Origin of the sequence: Anabaena sp. CA = ATCC 33047, assembly GCF_963870205.1 — a bacterium.
GTDB lineage: Bacteria > Cyanobacteriota > Cyanobacteriia > Cyanobacteriales > Nostocaceae > Trichormus.
In genome coordinates, this window is the sequence record NZ_CAWMSA010000054.1 from 1602 (window position 1) to 23198 (window position 21597).

Here is a 21597-nt window from a genome sequence, read left to right on the forward strand (position 1 = left end):
TCTTGATTGCTCCCCTGCTCAATATCTCCCCAACGTTGATTAATTCCTTGCTGCACTGCTGCGGGTAAGGAAGAGAAATATTTTTGATACTTGACAAATGATAAACTTTGTTGTATTGGTCGCCAGTCTCTACCTTCTGGGTCGTTGGTGACACCAGATGTTAAACGTGCAATTAATTCATCGCTGTTATCAGGGGGATTTTCGACTATGTACCCAGCCGACTGCAAAGCTTTGAGGATTTCGATACAACTGGCTGGGGTGTCTAGTCCGACACCGTTGGCTAAACGTCCGTCACGGTTGGGGTAATTAGCTAAGATGAGGGCTATTTTCCGGTCTTGGGGGGGTTTATGACGCAGTTTGACCCAATTAGCGGCTAATTGAGCCACAAATTCAATGCGATCGCTCACTGGTTCATAAACTACCACATCTGTTTCTAAGTCAGGATTGCGGGTTTGTACTGCCTTAAAGGAGACAGCACGGCTAATTATCCGCCCATCTACCTCTGGTAATGCCACATTCATGGCGATGTCACGGGGAGAAAGTCCGTTTAACTGTGCTTCCCACTGTTCCAAAAATCCGCCACTGAGAATTACCTGTAAAACTGGCACATCTAACTTTTCCCACAGTTGAGTTTGGGGTGATTCTGTGTCTAAACGGGCTAGGGAAAAGCTGGTGGTATTGAGTAACAAGCCGATTTGTTCTGAGTCTTTCGGCTGGAAAAACTCACATAATTCTACCTGCACATCAGGATCACGTAAGGAAGAAATAAACACTGGTACAGGCTGTAAGTTTCTTTGCGCTAAAGCCGTACATAGTGCATCAATTACCTTAGTGTTTCCTGCCAAGTAGTGGGCGCGATAGAATAATATACCCACTTTGGGGCATGGGGCATGGGGCATTGGGCATTGGGCATTGGATTGTTCTTCCCCTGCCTCCCCTGCTTCATTGTCCCTAGTCTCTAGCAATTCTTTAATTTTGAATTTTGTAGGCTTGCCTTCCCGTAGGGTATTTTGAATTTTGAATTGATTTGTCCCAATTCCCCAGTCATACAACCCCACACGCGGAACTGGTTGCGCTGGTGGTGGATTATATGCAGTTGCTAGGCAGGTATCAGAAATAAATTTCAGGGCGTTAACAGCATTTTCTACGCCGCCTTCATGGAAATATTGCCATATTTGGTTAACAGTAGCCACTGGCAAGGTAGACTGAGACATTAGTTCAGGATCTAGAGCATCGTCTCCTGGCATTACAATTAAGTTTGTACCAGTACGTTGCACAATTTCCTGCACTACTTCTAAACCGTAACTCCAATATGAACGTCCTCCCAATAGGCGTAAGATAATTACCTGGGCAAGTTCTAATACTTGTTCGCTATAGGTATCTATACTAATCTGCTGCTGCAATAGCAACAAATTAGCCACTCTTAATCCCGGAAATGTTGCTGGTAATTTGGGGAATGCAGCCGCTAAGGTTTGAATGTCAGTATCAGCAGCCGTAATAAATACCACCGGAGCAGGAGTTTGTTCCAGAAAAATTACACCTTCTGACTGATTCCATCCGACCGATGTGCTATTTATTCGGTGCATATCCTTAATTACCGCCTTAAATTATTAGTTAGAACTAAATTTAAATTATTATTTCAGCCCAGCATCCAACCCCTCTTACCAGATATTTGAAAATGCTTAGTTCTCCTGATTTGAGCTTTTCTCGAAACTTGTCTTCAGTTGTGTTTAATCAACTTGGGGAACTGTTGCAGCAAATGGCTCAATCATCAGAAACTGCTGCTTTGGTTCTCACAGAAGCTGTTTTGTCACGGATTCGCATACCTGGGGAGTGGGAAAGACAAAGGTTTACTTTGGTGGTGTCTGAGGGATTTAGTGCGCTGTTGCTAGGAGAACAAGACGAGACGAGTCTCTGGGAAGAATTGACTCCTGTTACCCCAGACTCAACCCATGTTACAGGAGTTTACAGCAATCAAGACTCCATACTCAATACTAAGTTAACTTTTCATGCAGAGGCGATCGCCTCGTTTATCTGGAAATTGAAGGATTTGTTTGGGCGTGATTCGGATACTTACCAACATCTGGAACGTTATCACCAAATTATCAGCCCTAATAATGCTACGCTACAAAGTCAATTTTCGTTGTTGTTATTAGATTTTCTGTTACCACAACCACAAGCAGAATTAACAACGTCTACAGTTGATACTATTCCTGAAGTTTATGCCTGTCAAGCAGTAGAAGATGCTTTAAAAAAACAAATTGCTCAAGAGAGACTGCTGAATCAGGTAACAACCCAAATCCGCAAAAGCCTAGATTTGTCTGTAATCATGACAACGGCGATCGCTAAGGTAAGGGAGTTTTTAGAGTTAGACCGATTAGTAATATATAAATTTCAAGGGTCACGAGTCAATCGGCAAAACTCCCAGTCATCTGTAAGCGCAGATTATCAAATCAAGGGGGGTTGTATAGTCTATGAGGCTCGTGCTACAGATGCGATTAAGTCTGTGCTACATTTTCAAGAAAAAGCTTGCTTTGCTAGAAATTCTCCATGTTGGGAGAAATATCGTCAAGGCTTTACTTTAGTTGTCGATGATGTAGAACAAACTTACGCTCTAGAAGAGTGTTTGTTGAATTTTTTACGAGAAAGTCAAGTTAGGGCAAAATTAGCAGCACCGATTATGTTTGAAGATAAACTATGGGGGTTGCTAATTGCTCATCAATGTTACAGCCCTCGTCAGTGGAATGAAAGCGATAAAATTTTACTGATTTCAATAGCTGAACAATTAGCGATCGCCATTCATCAATCAGAATTAATGCGATCGCTTACCCAAGAAAAACAAACTCTCGAACAACGAGTCATTGAAAGAACAATGGCTTTACGTGATGCTTTACTAGCGGCGGAAGCTGCAAGTCGTGTCCGCAGCGAATTTCTAGCCACTATCAGCCACGAATTACTCACGCCTTTAACTTATGTAATTGGGATGTCATCTACTTTGTTACGTTGGCCTTTGGGTGAATTGAGTCAACGACAACGGGATTATTTACAAACTATCCACGATAGCGGCGAACATTTATTAGAAATGATTAATGATATCCTCGATTTGTCACAAATTGAGGCTGGGAAAGCTGTTTTAAATATTACAGATTTCTCTTTAGCCAACATAGCAGAGAATACGATAGAATCATTACTGGATAAAGCGAAAAGTGAGCAAGTTAGTCTCAAGCTAGATTTACAAATTGACCCAAGACGCGATCGCTTCACTGCTGATGCTCCACGGGTAGAACAAATCCTTTGGAATCTTTTGACTAATGCAATTAAATTTACCCCCGAAGGCGGTAGCGTAACTTTGCGTTTGTGGGTAGAAGATGACACCGCTATTTTTCAAATTGAAGATACTGGTATTGGTATTCCTGAAAATCAATTACCATTACTGTTTGAAAAATTTCAGCAACTCGATACACCCTACCGCCGTCGCTACGAAGGTACAGGGCTGGGTTTAGCATTAACTAAACAATTGGTGGAACTGCACCGGGGTCGAATTGAAGTAGAATCCACAGTGGGTATTGGCTCAATTTTTACCGTCTGGATACCGTTTCAAAAGGGAATGAGTAAGGGCGGGTTGAACAGTGAAAATCTGTAGTCAACTAATTCTTCATCAATCTGCCCGGACTTTAGTCCTGATGCTAAACCAACCTCGCTAATACTTCAGGGTATTCTCAAAATCAATAAAAATTTAAGGATAGTTTGTATACTCTTGCAATATGCTGTGAGTAGGTGATTGCAATTTGAATGTAGTGCAACAACGCAATTGCAAGGCTTGGGAAAACTTTACTATTATTTACATAATCAGGTTTATTTATGCCCACATAATTATATAGTTGGTGCCTGATATTAATACTATGACTTTGATTTGATCAGGTTGGGAGCAAGAGGAAAATGAGTATATTAAAAGCTAAACAGCTATCTCAAATAGTTTCTGTGAGTGTAGTTGCTACATTCGCTGTAAATTTTGATATGAAACCTACTCAAGCCGCAATTTTTCAATATCACTACTCTGGTGTAGTTACCGAAGTTTATGGCGAGGGTGAAGAATTACCACCTAATTTTGAGATATTAGGCTTTCGTGAGGGCGACTCAATTAGTGGCAGCTACGGCTATGATGATACGGTAGCTTTAGGCTCAAACATTTTTCCTTTGACTGAGTTTACTTTAAAAAAAGGCTCAAATGTCATTCAAAGTTTAAATAATTTCCTCGGTGTCCCAGGCCAAGGTACGATAAATTTAAATACTGGAGAGATAAGTATAAATGGGGCAGAAGGATATTTTGTCCCAGGATATATTTCTATCAATCAAGATACTTTATGGTACGGAGTTCACGGTGTAGCTGTGAGGGCTAGCTTTAATCGATCTTCTGCAACACCTATTCACTCTATCCCAGAACCTTCTTATACGCTGTCATTAATTGCTTTCGGTATGACAACTATATTCTGGCGTTATCAACATTTTGCTAAACGTTAGTTATTTAACCTAGCGTTGAAAAATAATCATCTCAGTACCGACAACGGGGTTGCGCCCTACTAACCTATCTTGAGTGTCAATAATTTCTAAATGGGCAAAATCTAATTCTTGTGAACGCTGTAAGATTTCAGCAGCGAGTTGATTTTGTGCGGACGCTTTGAGATTGTACCAGTCATCATTAATTTTCACAGTTAAACTGCTGGTACGAAAGTTAGCTTGAATTGATTGTATTAGTCCAGAAGCAACTTTATCACTAATTTCTGCCACTTGATTTTCAATGGCTGCTATTAAAGTTTGTTCTGGGGTTAATTCTAATTTAGGTGTGGGTTCTGGCTTTGGCGTTGGTGTGGGCGTTGGTGTGGGCGTTGGTGTGGGTTCTGGTGTGGGTTCTGGTGTGGGTTCTACTTCAGGTGGTGGGGGAATTTGCGCTGCTGGTGGTGGTGTGATTTCCTCTGGTGGTTGTGGTTCGGGTAATGTTGGTTCTGGTGGAGTAGTAATTGTTGGTGTGGGGGTGGGGGTGGGAACTTCTTCCACTGGGGGAACTGTGGCTATTTCTGGGGGTTTATTGCTCAAGACAGTTGCAGTTGTCCACAGGATAACCACGGCGATGCTAGCAATGATGCCTGTCAATGCTGTATCCGTCAACTTTGTAGACACGTTGGATGGTAAAAAAGGACGGACTTGCTTAAGTAAAAATCTACTCCATCTTGAAGGGAGCGATGGGCGCAGCCCCGCTTCTGCTTCTGTACCCGGTGGCGGTGCTGTCTCTAATTTCTCTACAGTTGCTTCTAATACTCCTATCGTTCCCCTCAGCAGTTGAATAATTTTCGCCTTCCAAATAGGTTGATTTCTCAACTCATTTGTCGGTTCGGGTTGATTAGCTGGGGATTTAGGGGTATTGTCTTGTGACATGGAACTTTCACCAAAACCAGAAAATCACAGTTAAATAACTGCCCCTAATGTATCACTTCATGGTTAATTGCTTGGGCTAAACTGACTATTTAATCATTGCATTTGGTTAATTATGAAACTCAACCGCCGCCAATTCTTATTTTTAAGCAGTCTCTCTACCCTGGCTACTGGTGTCTTAGCTGGGACAATCACTCGTCAACATGACAAAATTAACTTGGTTGACTTAGCAACCGCTACCACACCAGCTAAAAAAGATTTATTACTACGATTTGTATCTGTGGCTGACACCGGAACGGGAGCCAAAGGACAGTATGCTGTAGCTAGGGCGATGAAGCTTTATCACCAGCGCAATCCTTATGATTTGGTAGTGTTAGCGGGCGATAATATTTACAACAACGGCGAAATTGAAAAAGTTAATGCTGTATTTGAGCGTCCCTATCAACATTTACTTCAGCAAGGTGTGAAGTTTCACGCTTGTTTAGGTAATCATGATATTCGGACTGATAATGGTAATCCACAGGTCAAATATCCTGGCTTTAATATGAATGGTCAGAGGTATTATACTTTTCGTCGCGGGGGTGTGCAATTTTTCGCTTTGGATACTAACAATAATGCCGATTGGAAAAAGCAAATTCTTTGGTTAGAAACAGAATTAAGTCTTAGTAATGCTCCTTGGAAGGTGGTATTTGGACATCACCCAATTTATTCATCTGGTGTCTACGGTAGTAGTCAATCTTTTATTAAAACCTTTACGCCGTTATTTAAAAAATATGGTGTGCAATTATATATTAATGGTCATGAGCATAGTTATGAACGGACTCGCTCTATTGATGGGACTACTTATTTAATTTGTGGTGCGGGTGCTGGTAATCGTCCTGTGGGGCGTTCCGTTTGGAGTGAGTATTCTACCAGTAATTTAAGTTTTGCTGCTTATGAGGTTTATTCTGATAGAATTGAGGTGTGTGGTATTGGTACTAATCATCGGGTTTTTGATCGGGGTGTGATTCGGGTTAGAGATTTTTAAACGCGGAGGGGCGCGGAGGAAACGCGGAGGGGCGCGGAGGTTTGAGGAGTGTTTGGGGGTGAGGTTATTTCAAATTAGATATTAGGCTTTGTATAAAGATGAAAATTATTAGGGCTACGCTGCTTAGTAGGGAAATACTCAGGGTAATTAGAACGGGTATATTCATTGCTTGAATTATGGCGATCGCTCCTAGACTGAAAAGTATTGCAGCTATGAAACTTATACAACTGATCAGATTTTTATTCAAAGTCTACCCCTCTGGTTTATTTATTCATTCTCAATTTACTAATAAATTATTAGTCTGAGTAAATGCTGTAAAGGGAGTTACTTAAATTTGAATCAAATTGTTTGCTAGCAATTACAAAGCTATATACTATTTGAAATTTATTAATTATTGTTGTTAAATATGGCAAGAAGTTTAAGCATCTTGAGGATTTAGCTTTATCATTTGCCAAGTGGTATATGTGCCGATGGGACTCCAAAGTAAGTAAGGTACTAATAATAGTGTCGCCCAACCTGAAACGGTTAAGACGGCGATCGCTAAAATAATACAGATGGTAAAACCTGTACCACCAAGAAGTGTTCCTACCTGAAGACTGCGAATCCGAAACATTACAGGGGTATATGCAATTGTGACAATTTCTAAGAGTAGGTATAATCCCATCAGTAACCAAGTTTTATTACTGTCTGGATCGGTTTCCCAAACAATATAAGCTGACCAAGCTCCACAAGTAAAGATGGTAATCCAAATTAAGGGAATCGCTGACTCAAAGGTTAGCCATCTCGGTCTACGCAAGCGTTTGAACCACTGGCGATCGCTGGGTGTAATCCAGTTAGCTGCTAAAGCTACTAAAATAGCCACCCCCCCAATCACCATCCAAGATTTTATCATGCCCCCGTTTCCTTGCGATCGCTACCTACGACTGAAGTATGAGTGTTGATGTACAAATTTTGTCAGTTGACGGCTGTTTCCCCATCAATCTTAAGTGGGAAATTGGGCTGATGGTATCGGGCATGAAGTTTTTCCCCTCCGCTTCCTCCGCTTCCTCTGCTTTTCCCTCTTTCAACTGTGGCGACTTATGTCTGTAGGTGGGGGTAGAAGCACAGAATTACTCATATCTTTGGGTTAGGGGAGAAGGCTAATTGAGATGAATAAAAATATGCAAGCAGAATCACAAACAGAAACGGGGTTAGTCCATACTACGCCCAAGCTGCATGACATTGCTAAAATGATTCGTACCACAGGCAGGATTGCCTTTTGGGTACAGTTGACACTGGCGGTAGTTACTGCCTTAGCTTTGCTGTTCGCTGCTACTGGGCGGGACTTTGCAGATCGACAAACTTCAGGTTTAGGAGTGGGAATATTTTGGGCGATCGCTGGATTACTCGCCTTATTTTTTAGTGTATACTGGGATTATCGCTATAGTCGCATTGGTAAACTGCTAGACAATCCTAACCCCACCCTGCACCCTAGCAAAGCAGATACAACCAGAGCGATTCGATTGGGAATTCTAGCTAGTTTAATCGGAATTCTACTAACCCTCTTAGGTGCTGGCGCAACCCTAGCAGTATTAACAGCCAAAGTTGTCTCCCAACCCCCAGGAGTAGCCATCATCGATCCCAACAAAATTATCCGCGCCTTAGATGTCTTCGTCATGGTAGCAAACATCAACGGTATCGCCGCCCACTTCATCGGTGCAGTTTCCTCAATGTGGCTACTAGAAAAAGTCCACCAACACTAAAATTAAATCTTCTCCGCGCCCCTTTGCGTTTCCTCCGCGCCCCTTTGCGTTTAACTCCTTCCCACCCACTCCCAACACAATCGCCGAAAATCCTCTCCCCGCACCTCAAAATTCGGGTACTGATCAAAACTTGCACAAGCCGGAGATAACAACACCACAGAAGCGTGATGCTGCTTCGCTAACTCCGCCCCCCTGGGTACAGCCCTCGCCATAGTTTCCACAACTTCATAACTACTATAACCCACCGCTTCTAAACGCTCGGCAAAAGCGGAAGCTGCCGCACCAATCAACAACACAGCCGCCGCCTTACTTTGAATACTTGCCAACCAAGCTGTATCATCCCCTGGTTTCGCTTCACCACCAGCAATTAACACCACAGGACTATTCACAGATGCTAGCCCGACTTCCGCCGCGTCATAGTTCGTAGCTTTGCTATCATTAATAAAGTCTATACCTTCCCAAGTGCAGATATGCTCTAACCGATGACTAACACCGGGGAATTCTCGCACGGCTTTGTCTATCGCTTCTGGGGCAATTCCCGCCAAACGTGCTGCACCTACAGCCATGAGTAAATTCTGTAAGTTATGGCTTCCCACCATCCGCAATGCTGAAGCTTCTATAATTCTTTGCGGTGCAGAGTCGGGTTGTAATTTTTCTACAAGCCAACCATCTTCTATATAAAAGCCTTTCTCACTGACTAGAAAATCTTTCCCTTTCACACTTGTCCAGTAAGCGTCAGGCCAGTGACTTAAACCAACTTGATGCAGGTAAGCATCATCACCGTTGAATATCTGCAAGTCTGACTGATTTAATAGTTTAGCTTTGATGTTGTAGTAATTTTCTAAAGTTTTGTGTCGAGCCAGATGATCTGGTGTAAATGTTGTCCAAATGCCGATGCGAGGAGCGAGAGAAACAGAGGATTCTATCTGATAGCTGCTAATTTCTCCAATCACCCAATCTGGTTGTTTTTCTGCTAAAGCTACTTCACAGGCAGCATAACCAATGTTACCACAGGCAGGGGCATCAAATCCGGCGGCTTGAAAAATGGCGGCGACTAAGGCGGTGGTGGTGGTTTTGCCGTTAGTACCTGTGATTGTTACCCAAGGAAGCGATCGCAAATGTCGCCAAGCTAGTTCCATCTCGCCAATTGTTTCTATCCCCATACTTCGCGCTTGCACTAATACGGGAATATCCCAAGGTACACCGGGACTAACCACAATTAAATCGGGGACATCCGCACCGTCTAATTGTAGTGCGTATCCCAGTTTAACTGTGATGTCTTCCTGAGCAAGTTCTTGTTGTTGGGCGAGGAGGGTTTCGGAGGTGTTGCGATCGCCTAGCACTACCTCCCAACCTTCCCGTTTCAACAATCTCGCCGCAGCAATACCGGACTTTCCTAATCCAATGATCTGAGCTTTGGACATAGACTGTGGCAGAGTTCCCTGGTTAAGCAATCATCATAGTATCGCTTCTTGGCAAAAATTACACCTGTTTTTTGTTGCTTTATATTACAAATTTTTGACGATCGCCCCAAAGTCAGCTAGTACACGGGCATGATTTCGCAATAATCCCAGTAAATTCAAGCGATTGCGCTTAATTTCTGGATTTGGATCCATGACTAAAACGCTATCTGCACCATCAAAGAAGTTACTCACTGTCGGCGCAATATCGGCTAGTGCGGCTACTAACAGTTGATAATTGCGTGATGCTTGTGCGGCTTGAGTTTGGGGGACTAGCTGCACTAAGGCTGCATAGAAAGCTGATTCTGATGACTTTTGGAATAGTTCGGGACTGACTACAGTTGTAGGATCTAGCTGTTGGGTGTCTAAATCACCTTGGGCGGCTAGACGTGTAGAACGGTTGACGGTTTCGTAGATTTTATCGAGTGTACCATCTTGGCGGATTTGTTGCAAGTATAAGGCGCGATCGCGTACATCTAGTAAATCCTGCAATGCCCGTTCTGTGTATTCTGGGTCATTATCTCCCAAAACTGCGTTGACTAAATCATAGTCAATCTGCTTTTCTTCTTGCAACAAGGTGCGAATTCGTTGTAAGAAAAAGTCTTGTAAAGCGGTGGTTAAAGATTTCGCATCTTTATTATATGTTGCTGTAAAATCGGCGATGATTTGACCCAATAGCTGTGATAAATTTATTGGTAAATTTGCCGCCCAAGTAATGTTAATTACCGCATTTGCCGCCCGACGCAATGCAAAGGGGTCAGAAGAACCAGAGGGAATTAAACCTAAGCCAAAGATACTGACTAAAGTATCTAATCTATCTGCTAAACCAACAACTTGACCTGTGAGGGTGTTCGGTAAACTAGCACCTGCACCTGTAGGTAAATAATGTTGAACAATTGCCGTTGCCACTTCGGCATCTTCGCCACTGGCGACAGCGTATTTTTCTCCCATAATGCCTTGCAATTCTGGGAATTCATACACCATCTGGCTGACTAAATCAGCTTTACATAATAAAGCAGCCCGGTGGATTTTTTGGCTTTTATCTGACTCTAATTGTAATTGGTTAGAGATATAATCAGCGATTTTGACTATTCTATCTACCTTGGCACGTAATGAACCTAATTCTTCTTGGAAAGTAACAGTTTCTAATTGAGGTAAATAGCTTTCTAAGGGTTTAGCTAAATCAGATTCATAGAAAAATCTGCCATCAGCTAATCTGGCACGAATCACCCTTTCATTACCTACAGCAATAATGTCTGATTTTGTGGGGTTGCCGTTAGAAACTGTGATAAAATTAGGTAGTAATTTTTCCTGTTCTGCACCGTCTTGGAATACAGGGAAATAACGCTGGTGAGTCACCATGACTTCTGTAATTACTTCTGTGGGTAATTGCAAAAATTCCGGTTCAAATTTACCGACGACGGCGGAAGGATATTCTACTAAATTGGTGACTTCTTCTAACAAGTCGGGGTAAATGACTGTCGAACCGCCAGAGGTTTGGGCAGCTGTGGTTACTTGGTCTTGAATTTTGTGGGCGCGTGTTTCTGGGTCAACGATAACATAAGCATCATTGAGGGTGTCTACATAACTTGTAGCTTGGGGAATGGAGACAGGTGAGGGATGTAAAACGCGATGACCATAGGAGATGCGATCGCTGATAATAGTTTTAGAACCATTCTCTAGTGTAATTGGGAGAATTTCCGCATCTAACAAAGCCACTAGCCAACGAATGGGACGAGAAAAGCGCATATCTCCATCACCCCAACGCATCAAGCGTTTACCTTCTAGCTTAAAAATCCATTGCGGTACAAGTTCCGTGAGAATTTCCGCCACAGGACGACCGGGGGTTTTTTTCTGGACAAATACAAAATCGCCTTTGTCAGTGGGACGCACTTCTAAAGCTGCAATGTCCACACCTTGCTTTTTAGCAAAACCTAAAGCGGCTGGGGTGGGTTGACCATCTTTAAAAGCCGCTTGGGCGGGTGGGCCTTTGATTTCTTCTTCCCGGTCTGGTTGCTGGGATGGTAAACCTGTAATTAGTACCGCCAAACGCCGGGGAGTACCGTAAACTGCTACAGATTCACTGCTGAGGCTATGATCTGCTAAACTTTGAGGGATGAGCGATCGCCATTGTTCCATAGCATCGCTGAGAAAGTTTGCAGGTAGTTCTTCTGTACCAACTTCTAATAAAAATGCCGGCATAGGACTCTGTTTTTAACTTTGCGTAGCTTAACGTTATTGGTCAATTCCAACAGTTTACCTCGCCACAAGGCTGACGTGACGTAGACCATGCAAAGCTGTACAGTTAATTCTTGTCATTAATGACAGATTAGTGGTTCTATGACTATTTAGCTGTTGTTGTCACAAATGGATGTTTACTTGTTCGCCGCCTGAACAACATCTGAAACTCGCAGAGGTTGACAAACGGGACTAGAACCAGTTTGTCATGGTCAAACTGTGACTCCTTTGTAGTTTCATCCTGTGGATCAACAATTTATGGATAACTCACATCTTGCACCAATAAAAATCGATGTAATTTTATTACTCAGTAAAAAGACAAAAGCCTTGATTTATCGACAAAAGCCTATAAAAGTAAGGTATCTTTATCGCGCATCTTTTTACTTTACCTGCGGTTGTACGTAGAGGTGCAAGATATGAGTCTCCGACTATCGGACTACGCCGCTAGTGATATATGAAAGAAACACAGTAAGCTAGAGGAAAATTTAATAGTTTGAGGCTATAATTCATGCCTACCTTGACAGCTAAAACCGTCGTTTGCATGGTGCTTGTTTCGCCCGTATATGAGTCTGGTTCTGAGTGATATTGGTGAATTTATTGGTGAAGTGATGGTTGAACTACCACTATCCCGTTTAGGAGATTAGATTTGGACACCTCACTCAGGTCAGGGTAGATCATTACTTTCAAAAGCGCGATTGCCATGATGGAGATTACCATGAGCAAATTTAAATCGCAGCCAAACTCACCAAGTTCTAACTTACCATTAATTAACCCGAATGCGGCAGGTATAGATATCGGCGCAGACAGACATTGGGTTAGCGTTCCTGTTGATAGAGATCAAGACTCAGTACGCAGTTTTGGCTGTTTCACTGCTGATTTGTACGCAATGGCAGCCTGGCTAAAGACTTGTCAAATTGAAACTGTGGCAATGGAATCAACGGGAGTTTATTGGATACCTGTGTTTCAAATTTTAGAAACCAAAGGCTTCGAGGTTAAACTTGTTAATGCTCAATATGTAAAAACTGTACCTGGTCGCAAGACTGACGTACTAGATTGTCAGTGGTTGCAACAGTTACATACTTATGGATTGTTAGCAGGTTCGTTTCGTCCAGACGATCAAATTTGCGTCCTGCGTAGCTATATCCGACAACGAGATAACCTGATTAAAAGTGCTTGTATCCATGTACAAAGGATGCAAAAAGCTATGACTGAAATGAACATACAACTACATCGGGTGATTAGCGATATTACAGGCACTACAGGTATGGCAATGATCGAGGCAATTGTTTGTGGTGAGCGCAACCCTACTAAGCTAGCTGCTCTAAAAGATCAACATATTAAGGCAAGTTGTACAAGTATTGCTGCTGCTTTGACTGGAGATTATCGACCAGAACTTGTGTTTATTTTGTCACAAGAATTAGGACTGTATAAATTTTACCAGACACAAATTACTGAATGTGATGCTCAAATCGAGCAGTGTTTAGCTCAATTCACAGATAAAATAGACGTTAAAACTAACCCTTTAGGTAAGCCAAAGCGCAGGGGTAAAAAGCAACCAGGAAACGCCCCTCAATTTGATTTACGTACTCACTTGTACCGCATTACGGGCGTAGACTTTACTCAAATTAACGGCTTTGGTGCTTTAACCGTATTGGTTATATTGTCTGAAGTCGGATTAGACCCGTCTCGTTTTCCCACAGTTAAGCATTTTGTTTCTTGGCTAGGGTTATGTCCTGGTAATCGTATTACTGGTGGTAAGGTCAAAAGTTCCAAAACTCGCCCTGTTATCAATCGGGCTGCCAATGCTTTCCGTATGGCAGCACAAACTCTTTGTCGTAGCAATTCAGCCCTAGGTGGATTTTACAGACGGATGCAGTCTCGCATGGGAGCGCCAAAGGCAATTACTGCGACTGCCCACAAACTCGCACGTATTTTTTATCGTCTCTGGACATCAGCAGCCGCCTATACAGACCCTGGTGTTGATGCTTATGAACAAAAGTACCATGAACGTATGGTGAACAACTTAAAGAAAAAAGCTCACGCTTTGGGTTTTGATCTAGTTGTTCAACCTACAATTAATGAGGAACTGTGCGCTGTATAAGATGCTTTCATTACCCCAGTAATAGAAGCGTTACTCAAAAATTAACCCATGACCAAGGCGACCCATTAACTCCCAATTACTTTGTGCATTATAAAAACAGTCATATAACGCGCTGTTTGTTGATCATCAAGCGTGATAATTACCATGAAAATTAAGCGCGTTCTTCAAATCGTTACGCCCCTACCAAATAAAGCTGCGATGGGATGTGTTTCTTAGGAGATAATCTCCAAAACTATGCTAAATAAGTGGTATGCTAAAATCAATTTACTTGTGTCAAGTTTGACTTATTATTTTTTATGATTTTATAATTGATTAATCAAATTTATGAATCGAGGCAATACTAACAAACATGAAAATTATGAAATACTTAATCTAATTGGATATGGCTTGGCAAAATTTGATTCAGATTTTGTTAGAGAATTTGGCTTTAAAACTAAGCAAGAGTTTTTTCTATATATTGTAAGCATTGGCATTGCTAAAACTACAGGAACAGTCAAAAATAGGCAAGATTTATTTGACCATTTTTTTGATAATCCCAGAAAAGGATGGTGGCAGAAGGGAGATACATATATTCATCGCAAAATACTTATAGATTCTCTATTTGGTTCAGAAGATTGTAAATCTTATACAAACATAATAAAATTATATTTACACCAAAAAATTAGTAATAGGGAAATCTTAGATGCAAAATCTATCAGCCCTATTTTAAATAGTAAATTTAAACATTTACAAGATACTGGAAAAGCTGCCGAAGTTTATTTTATAAAAAATTACCAAATTATTCAAGAATTTAAAGATGGTTTTTTAGAAGATGCCCGAACATTTGGAGATGGGTATGATTTTCAAATAGATGTTAAAGAAAAATCATTCTTAGCAGAAGTAAAAGGCATTAAATCTAATTATGGAAGCGTAAGATTAACCAATAAAGAATTTTTGAAAGCCCAGGAATATAGAAATGATTATGCACTTGTTGTAGTAAGTCGTTTGGAAGATGTTCCAAAAATCAGCATTATTGTTGACCCTGTAACCAATATTAAATTTACACAAAACACTATAGTGCAGACACAAATAACTTTTAATTCAGAAGCTATGATCTGGTGATATACAGACTAATTTGGCTAATATAATGCCTGTCTATGTTTGATAACGTCTGTCGCTTTTTAGCCGAGTCATTTTCAGCCGATTTTGCCACCTGGCTACTCGGAGAATCGATTACACTCACCCAACTCAGCCCATCAGAATTATCCCTCGAACCGATTCGAGCCGATGCGTTGATTCTGTTACAGTCTGACGAAATTGTGCTGCACATCGAATTTCAAACCGAAGCCAAAGCCGAAATTCCCTTTCGGATGACAGATTATCGGTTAAGGGTGTATCGCAGGTTTACCCAAAAGCGGATGTGTCAAGTTGTGATTTATCTGCAACCTACCACATCGGAATTAGTTCAGCAAACTGCTTTTGTTTTAGAAAATACCCGCCATGAATTTGGCGTGATTCGTCTTTGGGAACAACCCAGCGAGATATTTTTAAATACTCCTGGTTTATTGCCATTTGCAACCCTAAGTCAAACAAAAGACAAAACCGGGATACTACAACAGGTTGCAACAGCTATTGCACAAATCAACGACACCCGCATCCAAAGTAATATTGCTGCGTCAACGGCAATCTTGGCTGGGTTAGTATTAAACAAGGAACTGATTAAAAGGTTATTGCGGAGTGATGCTATGCGCGAGTCTGTAATTTATCAAGATATCCAGCAAGAAAAAGCCTTAGCGATTGTGAAGCGACAAATTAGCCGTAAAGTCGGAACTGTTCCACCTGCACAGTTATTGAAAATTCAAGCTTTAGATTCTACACAGTTGGATGATTTAGCCGAGGCTTTACTTGATTTTTCGAGTTTAACCGATTTAGAAGCTTGGTTAACGCAACATCAAGGTTAAGAAGATGTTTGTCAAGGTGCAAAGCAGACTAAAAACCCCTCTCCAAACCTCTCCCCTACAAGGAGAGAGGCTTTAAAACCCCCATTCCCTTGTAGGGAAGGGGGGTAGGGGGGTTAGGTCTGTCCAGAGGAATTACTTTCAATCCAAGCGGCGTAAGGTGCATAGATGTGTTCTAATGCGAAGGCGTGAATCGCTGGTAGTTCGTAAGAGTGGAGTTTTCTGATTGCATCCTCAACGGCTTGGTAGTTTGCGTCAGTGGTTTTGAAAAGTATGCGAAACTCCTTTTCGTTGTGAACTGCGTCATTCCAAACGTAGAAGCTTTCAATCTCGGAAATTTGGGCGCAAGCGGCTAGTTTTTGTTCTACCAAAGTGCGGGCTATGTGTTGCGCTTCGGCGAGACTGCCAATGGTTGTGACAACGGCGATGTAATTCATCTGTATAAAAATGCAAACTTCCCCGTGAGACTATCTTACTGGATACCGATGCGGAGTATGATATTTTGACGCATCCCGTAATTTGGGTATTTACCGTCAGTTTTTTGTAGTATGTACAGACGACATTTACTAAAATGTCTGGGAGCTAGTGCATTAGGAAGTGCGATCGCCTATAGTAGATCATTCCCAGCATCAGCTACCACTTTAGATCAAATTCACTGGGGTTATATTGGCGCAGCTAGTCCCGAACATTGGGGAGAACTATCTCCAGATTTTCAACTGTGCCAAACCGGAAGACAACAAACACCAATTAATCTTGAAGATACAACCGTAACTGAAGCAGAAGCCCTCATCTTTAATTATCGCCCCACACCACTGAAAATTATTCACAATGGTCATAGCATACAAGTAAACTACGCACCGGGTAGTGCGATGACATTTAAGGGTGAAAGCTTTAACTTGGTTCAGTTTCACTTTCATCATCCCAGCGAACACCAAATTACTGGACAACCTTTTGACTTAGAAATCCATTTAGTACATCGTAGTCAAGCTGGTAAGTTAGCCGTTGTCGGGATATTTGCTCAAACAGGCACATTTAACCCAGTTTTGCAAAGTATTTGGGATGTCATGCCTATTCAGCCACAACCTGAACAAATCACGGCTAATACCAGCATCAATGTTAGCCAATTATTGCCGAGCGATCGCAGTTTTTATGAGTATCGCGGTTCTCTCACCACTCCACCCTGTTCTGAGGATGTACTGTGGTTCGTCATGCAGCAACCCATAGAAGCATCGAAACAACAAATACAACAATTCGCCGCCCTTTTCCCCCACAATTCCCGCCCCCTTCAACCACTCAATAGCCGCACTGTACTGCATTCGAGTTAAAATAGTGATTGGGGACTGGAAGGGACTGGGGACTGGGTGAAGGATTCTTTAATTTTGAATTTTGTAGGCTTGCCTTCCCGTAGGGTATTTTGAATTTTGAATTGATTTGTCTCCCTACTTCTCTCCCTTTTGCTGTTGATAACGCAACTTAAATAGCCGTTGTTGTTTTTGATGATCAACTATCGGTTGAGGATAGCCCACAGCACGACGTTCTAAAGGTGTAATTTTACCAGTCACTAAAAATTCCGTATCTATAGACCGCAATTCTGGCAACCATTGGCGGATATACTCAGCATCAGGATCAAATTTTTGCGCTTGACTGGCTGGGTTAAAAATCCGCACAGGTTTAGGATCCATTCCACTAGATGCACTCCATTGCCAACCGCCATTGTTCGCAGATAAATCACCGTCAATTAGCTTCTGCATAAAATATTTTTCTCCCCACTGAGGATTAATTAACAAGTCTTTGGTGAGGAAACTTGCAACTATCATCCGACAACGGTTGTGCATCCAGCCAATTTCATTCAACTGGCGCATGGCTGCATCAACGATGGGATAACCGGTTTTACCTTCACACCAAGCCTGAAAATGTGCTTCGTTATTTACCCACGGGAAATTTTTAAAGATATCGCGGTAAGCACCATCAGCTAGTTCGGGGAAGTGATACATGGCGTGTTGATAAAATTCCCGCCAAGCTAGTTCTTGTTGATATGTGCGGATGCTGGCGATCGCTTCTTCGCTATTGCAATTTTCTAATAGTTCTGTTGTCGCTTGCCAAACTGTGCGGATTCCGATTATACCAAATTTTAACGCCGCACTCAATTGTGATGTGCCATCAACAGCAGGAAAATTACGCTGTTCTTGGTATTCTGTAATGGCTTTGGCGGTAAATTCCTCTAGTTTTGCTTGGGCTGCTGCTTCCCCTGGCGCAATTATCAAGTCTGCATCCCAAACAAATCCTAAGTCTTTGGCTGTCGGTAAAGCTTTAACACCTGCTTGTTTAGCTAGTTCTTGTTCTTTTTCGGTTAGCCCTTCCGCATTTTGCAGAGTTGCGACTGGTTGCGCCTTGGGTTTGCTAACCCAATTTTTCCAGAAGGGGGTGTAAACAGTGTAAGGTGTATTGTTACCTGAGTAAATTTCTGCTGGTGAGTGGAGAATTTGATCCCAGTTGTCGGTGAGAAATGCGATACCTTTGGCCTTTAAGGTTTCTATGATAGCGCGATCGCGTGTTTGCGAATATGGTTCAACATCCCAATTCCAAAACACAGCCTTAGCTTGCAACATCTCGGCTAAAGCAGGAATCACCTCTACAGGTTCACCATGCAGGATTAATAACTGACTTCCCGCTTCTGCATATCGCTGTTGTAATGCTTGCAAACAGCCAATCATGTAAGTCACTCTAGCCGGTGCAACATCATCTCGTTCTAAAATATTAGGATCAAGACAAAACACACCCGCCACTTTAGAACTTTGCTCTCTTGCCAAAGCTAAACCTGTATTATCAGCAATGCGTAAATCGCGACGATGCCAAAACAAAATTAAGTCAGACATTGGAGTTTTATATATAGTTCACTCGTACTAGCTTAAACTCTACTAGCACTATTTAATGTAGCTAAGGCTTTTTTGATACGGTTCAGTAATACAACTCCAGTAACCCTATCGGAAATAGTGGATTATTGAGTCAAAGTTATGTATACTCTTGTTAAGAGTAAATTTAATGTTTCTGTCATGGCAACCTTGTTACTGGAAGACGGCACAATAGAGAGCGAGTTACCAGAAATAGTTCGAGAACTTGAAGCTCTTGGTATCTATTTAAAACACTACGACCCAGGAACATCGTTGCTATTTCCCGACCTGTTAGGGCAGGAGTTATTGACAGATGGCGAGAAGCACCATATTGTAGATTTGCATAACAGTGTGTTGGAATTTCTCCAACAGGAAAACGGCTCTCTGTGGTGTGATTTGTTGAATGTGCATCCAGGGTTGCCAAATCTCGACACATTCATCACTACTTATAGTCAGTATCACACTCACACCGCCCCTGAATCATTATATGTGTTGGCTGGAGAAATGATTTTTGGTTTTGTGAAACCAGACGGTAGCCAAATACAACTGTTAGTTGAGTCTCAAGATTATCTGCACATCCCGCCTGGGGTAGAACATTGGTGCAGTCCCACTGCTTCACTACATTGCAAAGCAGTACGCTATTTCAGCACCGCCGATGGTTGGCTTCCCAATTATACAGGCACTCAGTTGAGTGATTCTATGAACAAGCCCGGCTACTGATTCCAAATTAATTCTAACCGTTCTTGTGCTGTTTTGAGAGCCTTTTCGGGAGACTCACCTAATAACGTGGCTTCAATTGCTCGACCTAGACTATCAGATAGGCGACTATATCCCGCAATTATCGGTCGAGAACCCGCTACAGACATCTGTTCTGTAAATACTTTTAATACTGGTTGTTTGCTGATGAATTGCTGATAAGCTTCACTTTGAGTAGCTTTGATATTCACTGGTAAAAAACCCGTGCCGATACTCCATTCTGTTTGGAATTCTTCACTCAACACATATTCCAAAAACTTGAGTGCAGCTTGTTCTCTGGCTGGCGTAGTTTTCATCAAATACATCACGCCCGTAGCTGTCACTGTCGCCCGTCCATCTTTTGCAGGTATGGGAAACACATCATAATCAACGTTAGATTTCATGATATATGTCCAAGGCCCTGTAATTTGCATCGCCACTCGACCAGAAATAAAAGCGTCCTCTTCATAACCGCGTTCTGGCACAGAAAGGGTTGCAGAACCATCTTTCATCAAGTCGTTCCAGAATTGCAAAGCATTAATAGCTTCTTGGTTTGTCAAATTGGGTTTATTATCTGTTACTATCTCGCCCCCAGCACTCAATAAAAAAGGAAACCAACTAAACACAGTCCATTCTTGCTTTCCTAAAGGTAGTAACATTCCATACTGTTCAGGTCTGTTATCACCATTGCGGTCAATAGTCAGCTTTTTAGCAACTTGCCTTAATTCTTCCCAAGTCTGAGGCGTTTGTGTAATTCCCGCAGCTTGGAACAGCTTTGGTCTGTAAAAAATACCGAGATTGGCAGTACATAGGGGAATTGACCAAATATGGTCATCTAACTGCAATTCTTCCCATAAGTTGGGAAGGACTTCCGACTTCAACGGTAATTTGTCTAACCATTCATCTAAAGGTTGAATTGCTCCTAATTCGGCAAACTGGCCTGTAGTTTGTGGGTCATAAGCCAGAATATCTGGAGCCGCATTACCCACAACAGCTGTTAAGATTTTCGGCAATTGTGGTTGACCGATAAAGATAGAATCAACCTGAATATCGGTGTGAGTTTGATTAAATTTGTCTACTAATCTGTTAAACACATCCCGATTCACAGGGGGATTGATTGATTGCCATAGTTTGACATGAATTACTTTGTCATCCTGCTGATTTATCCCCTGACAACCAGTTAAAAATATGAGACATATACTCAGAACAATCCCCAGCAGTGATAACCGCCTAGCTAAATTGAGCATCTGACCAAAAAAAATCGGAATTTTGGAGGGAAACAGGGTAAAGTTCATGCTAATTAGTTATTTTTACCTTACCTATAGTTATTAGTAAAATTCTTACTTACACTACTTTCTGCTCTTGTATAAACATAAGTTTCTGGTTCTTTGATTTTTTGTGTTTTGAATATTTTTTCGGCTCGTTCCCATAAATCTGTGTCTTCTCCATAAGCCATGTGATTAAATCCCTGTAATTCAAAGAATACCTTTCTTTTTCCAAAAAATGTAGCACCTAAAACACATTCTCGCAAATCAATGAGTTTTTCTGGCTGATAATAATCTGCAACTAAAATTTCTTCTTCGCTAAAAACTCCCCCTTGAATCAAGTCAATTTCTGGATGAGCTTTCATATATGCTAACCGTGGTTCTAAATGATTTGGTTTATATGAATCATCACTATCAAGGAAGGTGAGATATTTGCCGAAAGATGCCTGAATACCGGCGTTTTTAGCGTAACATTGTTTTTTATTTTGATGTTTTAGATAACGGATATTATTGTATTTAGCTAGATATGGATTGACAATTTCAACGGTATTATCACTGCTGCCATCATCCACTATCAATAGTTCCCAATTTGTAAAAGTTTGATTCAGGACGCTATCAATGCATTTATTTAAGTAACGAGCGCGGTTATATGTACAGATGATAATGCTGATTTCTGGGCTGATGTCAAAAGCAATAGGACTCATAATGTGTTATTTGCAGATACAAGATAGGTTATTAGCAGAGATGCTCAAGAAGCAAAACACACTTTTG

Annotated in this window: 18 protein-coding genes; 9 read left to right on the top strand and 9 right to left on the bottom strand. The window is 41.7% G+C overall.

What is annotated here, in order from left to right; genetic code table 11:
• Positions 1-1586: cobaltochelatase subunit CobN (locus AACS98_RS16540; protein WP_198161145.1), on the bottom strand; the 1586-nt coding region annotated here is incomplete at its 3' end.
• A gap of 92 nt (positions 1587-1678) precedes the next feature.
• On the opposite strand from AACS98_RS16540, the gene AACS98_RS16545 reads away from it, so the two are divergent.
• Both AACS98_RS16545 and AACS98_RS16550 read left to right on the top strand, forming a co-directional pair.
• Complete coding sequence (locus AACS98_RS16545) at positions 1679-3643, top strand: GAF domain-containing sensor histidine kinase (protein ID WP_066381808.1); 1965 nt, start codon at positions 1679-1681, stop codon at positions 3641-3643.
• 296 nt (positions 3644-3939) lie between these two features.
• On the top strand, positions 3940-4521 hold the full coding sequence (locus tag AACS98_RS16550) for a hypothetical protein (RefSeq protein WP_066381810.1): 582 nt from the start codon (positions 3940-3942) through the stop codon (positions 4519-4521).
• 9 nt (positions 4522-4530) lie between these two features.
• Here AACS98_RS16550 and AACS98_RS16555 read toward each other — a convergent pair whose 3' ends face one another.
• Positions 4531-5433, bottom strand: a complete 903-nt coding sequence (locus AACS98_RS16555; protein WP_066381812.1) for a hypothetical protein — start codon at positions 5431-5433, stop codon at positions 4531-4533.
• Between the two features lie 112 nt (positions 5434-5545).
• On the opposite strand from AACS98_RS16555, the gene AACS98_RS16560 reads away from it, so the two are divergent.
• The gene (locus AACS98_RS16560) at positions 5546-6457 is read left to right on the top strand and encodes a metallophosphoesterase family protein (protein WP_066381814.1); all 912 of its coding nucleotides are present in this window, start codon (positions 5546-5548) and stop codon (positions 6455-6457) included.
• A 418-nt stretch (positions 6458-6875) separates the two neighbouring features.
• On the opposite strand, the gene AACS98_RS16565 is transcribed toward AACS98_RS16560, so the two are convergent.
• Positions 6876-7349 carry a TspO/MBR family protein gene (locus AACS98_RS16565; RefSeq protein WP_066381815.1) on the bottom strand — a complete coding sequence of 158 codons (474 nt, stop codon included), beginning with the start codon at positions 7347-7349 and terminating at the stop codon, positions 6876-6878.
• A 268-nt stretch (positions 7350-7617) separates the two neighbouring features.
• On the opposite strand from AACS98_RS16565, the gene AACS98_RS16570 reads away from it, so the two are divergent.
• Positions 7618-8199 (top strand): DUF3611 family protein, encoded by a 582-nt coding sequence (locus AACS98_RS16570; RefSeq protein ID WP_084386924.1) that lies wholly within the window; start codon positions 7618-7620, stop codon positions 8197-8199.
• Between the two features lie 50 nt (positions 8200-8249).
• On the opposite strand, the gene murD is transcribed toward AACS98_RS16570, so the two are convergent.
• Positions 8250-9623 carry a UDP-N-acetylmuramoyl-L-alanine--D-glutamate ligase gene (gene murD, locus AACS98_RS16575; protein ID WP_066381817.1) on the bottom strand — a complete coding sequence of 458 codons (1374 nt, stop codon included), beginning with the start codon at positions 9621-9623 and terminating at the stop codon, positions 8250-8252.
• 84 nt (positions 9624-9707) lie between these two features.
• Entirely contained in the window at positions 9708-11861 is a 2154-nt protein-coding gene (gene glyS, locus AACS98_RS16580) for a glycine--tRNA ligase subunit beta (protein ID WP_066381819.1), read from the bottom strand.
• Between the two features lie 751 nt (positions 11862-12612).
• On the opposite strand from glyS, the gene AACS98_RS16585 reads away from it, so the two are divergent.
• From AACS98_RS16585 to AACS98_RS16595, 3 genes are all read left to right on the top strand, one after another.
• The gene (locus AACS98_RS16585) at positions 12613-13998 is read left to right on the top strand and encodes an IS110 family transposase (protein ID WP_066381821.1); all 1386 of its coding nucleotides are present in this window, start codon (positions 12613-12615) and stop codon (positions 13996-13998) included.
• A 324-nt stretch (positions 13999-14322) separates the two neighbouring features.
• Entirely contained in the window at positions 14323-15099 is a 777-nt protein-coding gene (locus tag AACS98_RS16590) for a DUF3883 domain-containing protein (protein WP_066381823.1), read from the top strand.
• A 35-nt stretch (positions 15100-15134) separates the two neighbouring features.
• Complete coding sequence (locus AACS98_RS16595; RefSeq protein WP_066381825.1) at positions 15135-15938, top strand: Rpn family recombination-promoting nuclease/putative transposase; 804 nt, start codon at positions 15135-15137, stop codon at positions 15936-15938.
• A 113-nt stretch (positions 15939-16051) separates the two neighbouring features.
• Here the strand turns inward: AACS98_RS16595 and cutA are convergent, their stop codons facing one another.
• Positions 16052-16372 carry a divalent-cation tolerance protein CutA gene (gene cutA, locus AACS98_RS16600; RefSeq protein ID WP_066381828.1) on the bottom strand — a complete coding sequence of 107 codons (321 nt, stop codon included), beginning with the start codon at positions 16370-16372 and terminating at the stop codon, positions 16052-16054.
• A gap of 111 nt (positions 16373-16483) precedes the next feature.
• On the opposite strand from cutA, the gene AACS98_RS16605 reads away from it, so the two are divergent.
• Positions 16484-17260, top strand: a complete 777-nt coding sequence (locus AACS98_RS16605; RefSeq protein WP_066381830.1) for a carbonic anhydrase — start codon at positions 16484-16486, stop codon at positions 17258-17260.
• 114 nt (positions 17261-17374) lie between these two features.
• Here AACS98_RS16605 and AACS98_RS16610 read toward each other — a convergent pair whose 3' ends face one another.
• Positions 17375-18811, bottom strand: coding sequence for a deoxyribodipyrimidine photo-lyase, 8-HDF type (locus AACS98_RS16610; protein WP_066381832.1), 1437 nt, complete (start codon positions 18809-18811; stop codon positions 17375-17377).
• A gap of 177 nt (positions 18812-18988) precedes the next feature.
• On the opposite strand from AACS98_RS16610, the gene AACS98_RS16615 reads away from it, so the two are divergent.
• Positions 18989-19546 (top strand): cupin domain-containing protein, encoded by a 558-nt coding sequence (locus AACS98_RS16615; protein WP_066381835.1) that lies wholly within the window; start codon positions 18989-18991, stop codon positions 19544-19546.
• On the opposite strand, the gene AACS98_RS16620 is transcribed toward AACS98_RS16615, so the two are convergent.
• Complete coding sequence (locus tag AACS98_RS16620) at positions 19540-20808, bottom strand: ABC transporter substrate-binding protein (RefSeq protein ID WP_066381868.1); 1269 nt, start codon at positions 20806-20808, stop codon at positions 19540-19542. The two genes, AACS98_RS16615 and AACS98_RS16620, sit on opposite strands and share 7 nt — an antisense overlap.
• Before the next feature lie 68 nt (positions 20809-20876).
• The gene (locus tag AACS98_RS16625) at positions 20877-21530 is read right to left on the bottom strand and encodes a glycosyltransferase family 2 protein (RefSeq protein WP_066381839.1); all 654 of its coding nucleotides are present in this window, start codon (positions 21528-21530) and stop codon (positions 20877-20879) included.
• Between the last annotated feature and the right edge of the window lie 67 nt (positions 21531-21597).

Bases quoted from the DNA above. Each gene is read 5' to 3' on its own strand.
- AACS98_RS16570 (WP_084386924.1), top strand. From the start codon at position 7,618: ATGCAAGCAGAATCACAAACAGAAACGGGGTTAGTCCATACTACGCCC.
- AACS98_RS16565 (WP_066381815.1), bottom strand. From the start codon at position 7,349: ATGATAAAATCTTGGATGGTGATTGGGGGGGTGGCTATTTTAGTAGCT.
- AACS98_RS16590 (WP_066381823.1), top strand. From the start codon at position 14,323: ATGAATCGAGGCAATACTAACAAACATGAAAATTATGAAATACTTAAT.
- AACS98_RS16585 (WP_066381821.1), top strand. From the start codon at position 12,613: ATGAGCAAATTTAAATCGCAGCCAAACTCACCAAGTTCTAACTTACCA.
- AACS98_RS16610 (WP_066381832.1), bottom strand. From the start codon at position 18,811: ATGTCTGACTTAATTTTGTTTTGGCATCGTCGCGATTTACGCATTGCT.
- AACS98_RS16550 (WP_066381810.1), top strand. From the start codon at position 3,940: ATGAGTATATTAAAAGCTAAACAGCTATCTCAAATAGTTTCTGTGAGT.
- AACS98_RS16615 (WP_066381835.1), top strand. From the start codon at position 18,989: ATGGCAACCTTGTTACTGGAAGACGGCACAATAGAGAGCGAGTTACCA.
- AACS98_RS16595 (WP_066381825.1), top strand. From the start codon at position 15,135: ATGTTTGATAACGTCTGTCGCTTTTTAGCCGAGTCATTTTCAGCCGAT.
- cutA (WP_066381828.1), bottom strand. From the start codon at position 16,372: ATGAATTACATCGCCGTTGTCACAACCATTGGCAGTCTCGCCGAAGCG.
- AACS98_RS16620 (WP_066381868.1), bottom strand. From the start codon at position 20,808: ATGCTCAATTTAGCTAGGCGGTTATCACTGCTGGGGATTGTTCTGAGT.
- AACS98_RS16545 (WP_066381808.1), top strand. From the start codon at position 1,679: ATGCTTAGTTCTCCTGATTTGAGCTTTTCTCGAAACTTGTCTTCAGTT.
- AACS98_RS16555 (WP_066381812.1), bottom strand. From the start codon at position 5,433: ATGTCACAAGACAATACCCCTAAATCCCCAGCTAATCAACCCGAACCG.
- glyS (WP_066381819.1), bottom strand. From the start codon at position 11,861: ATGCCGGCATTTTTATTAGAAGTTGGTACAGAAGAACTACCTGCAAAC.
- murD (WP_066381817.1), bottom strand. From the start codon at position 9,623: ATGTCCAAAGCTCAGATCATTGGATTAGGAAAGTCCGGTATTGCTGCG.
- AACS98_RS16625 (WP_066381839.1), bottom strand. From the start codon at position 21,530: ATGAGTCCTATTGCTTTTGACATCAGCCCAGAAATCAGCATTATCATC.
- AACS98_RS16605 (WP_066381830.1), top strand. From the start codon at position 16,484: ATGTACAGACGACATTTACTAAAATGTCTGGGAGCTAGTGCATTAGGA.
- AACS98_RS16560 (WP_066381814.1), top strand. From the start codon at position 5,546: ATGAAACTCAACCGCCGCCAATTCTTATTTTTAAGCAGTCTCTCTACC.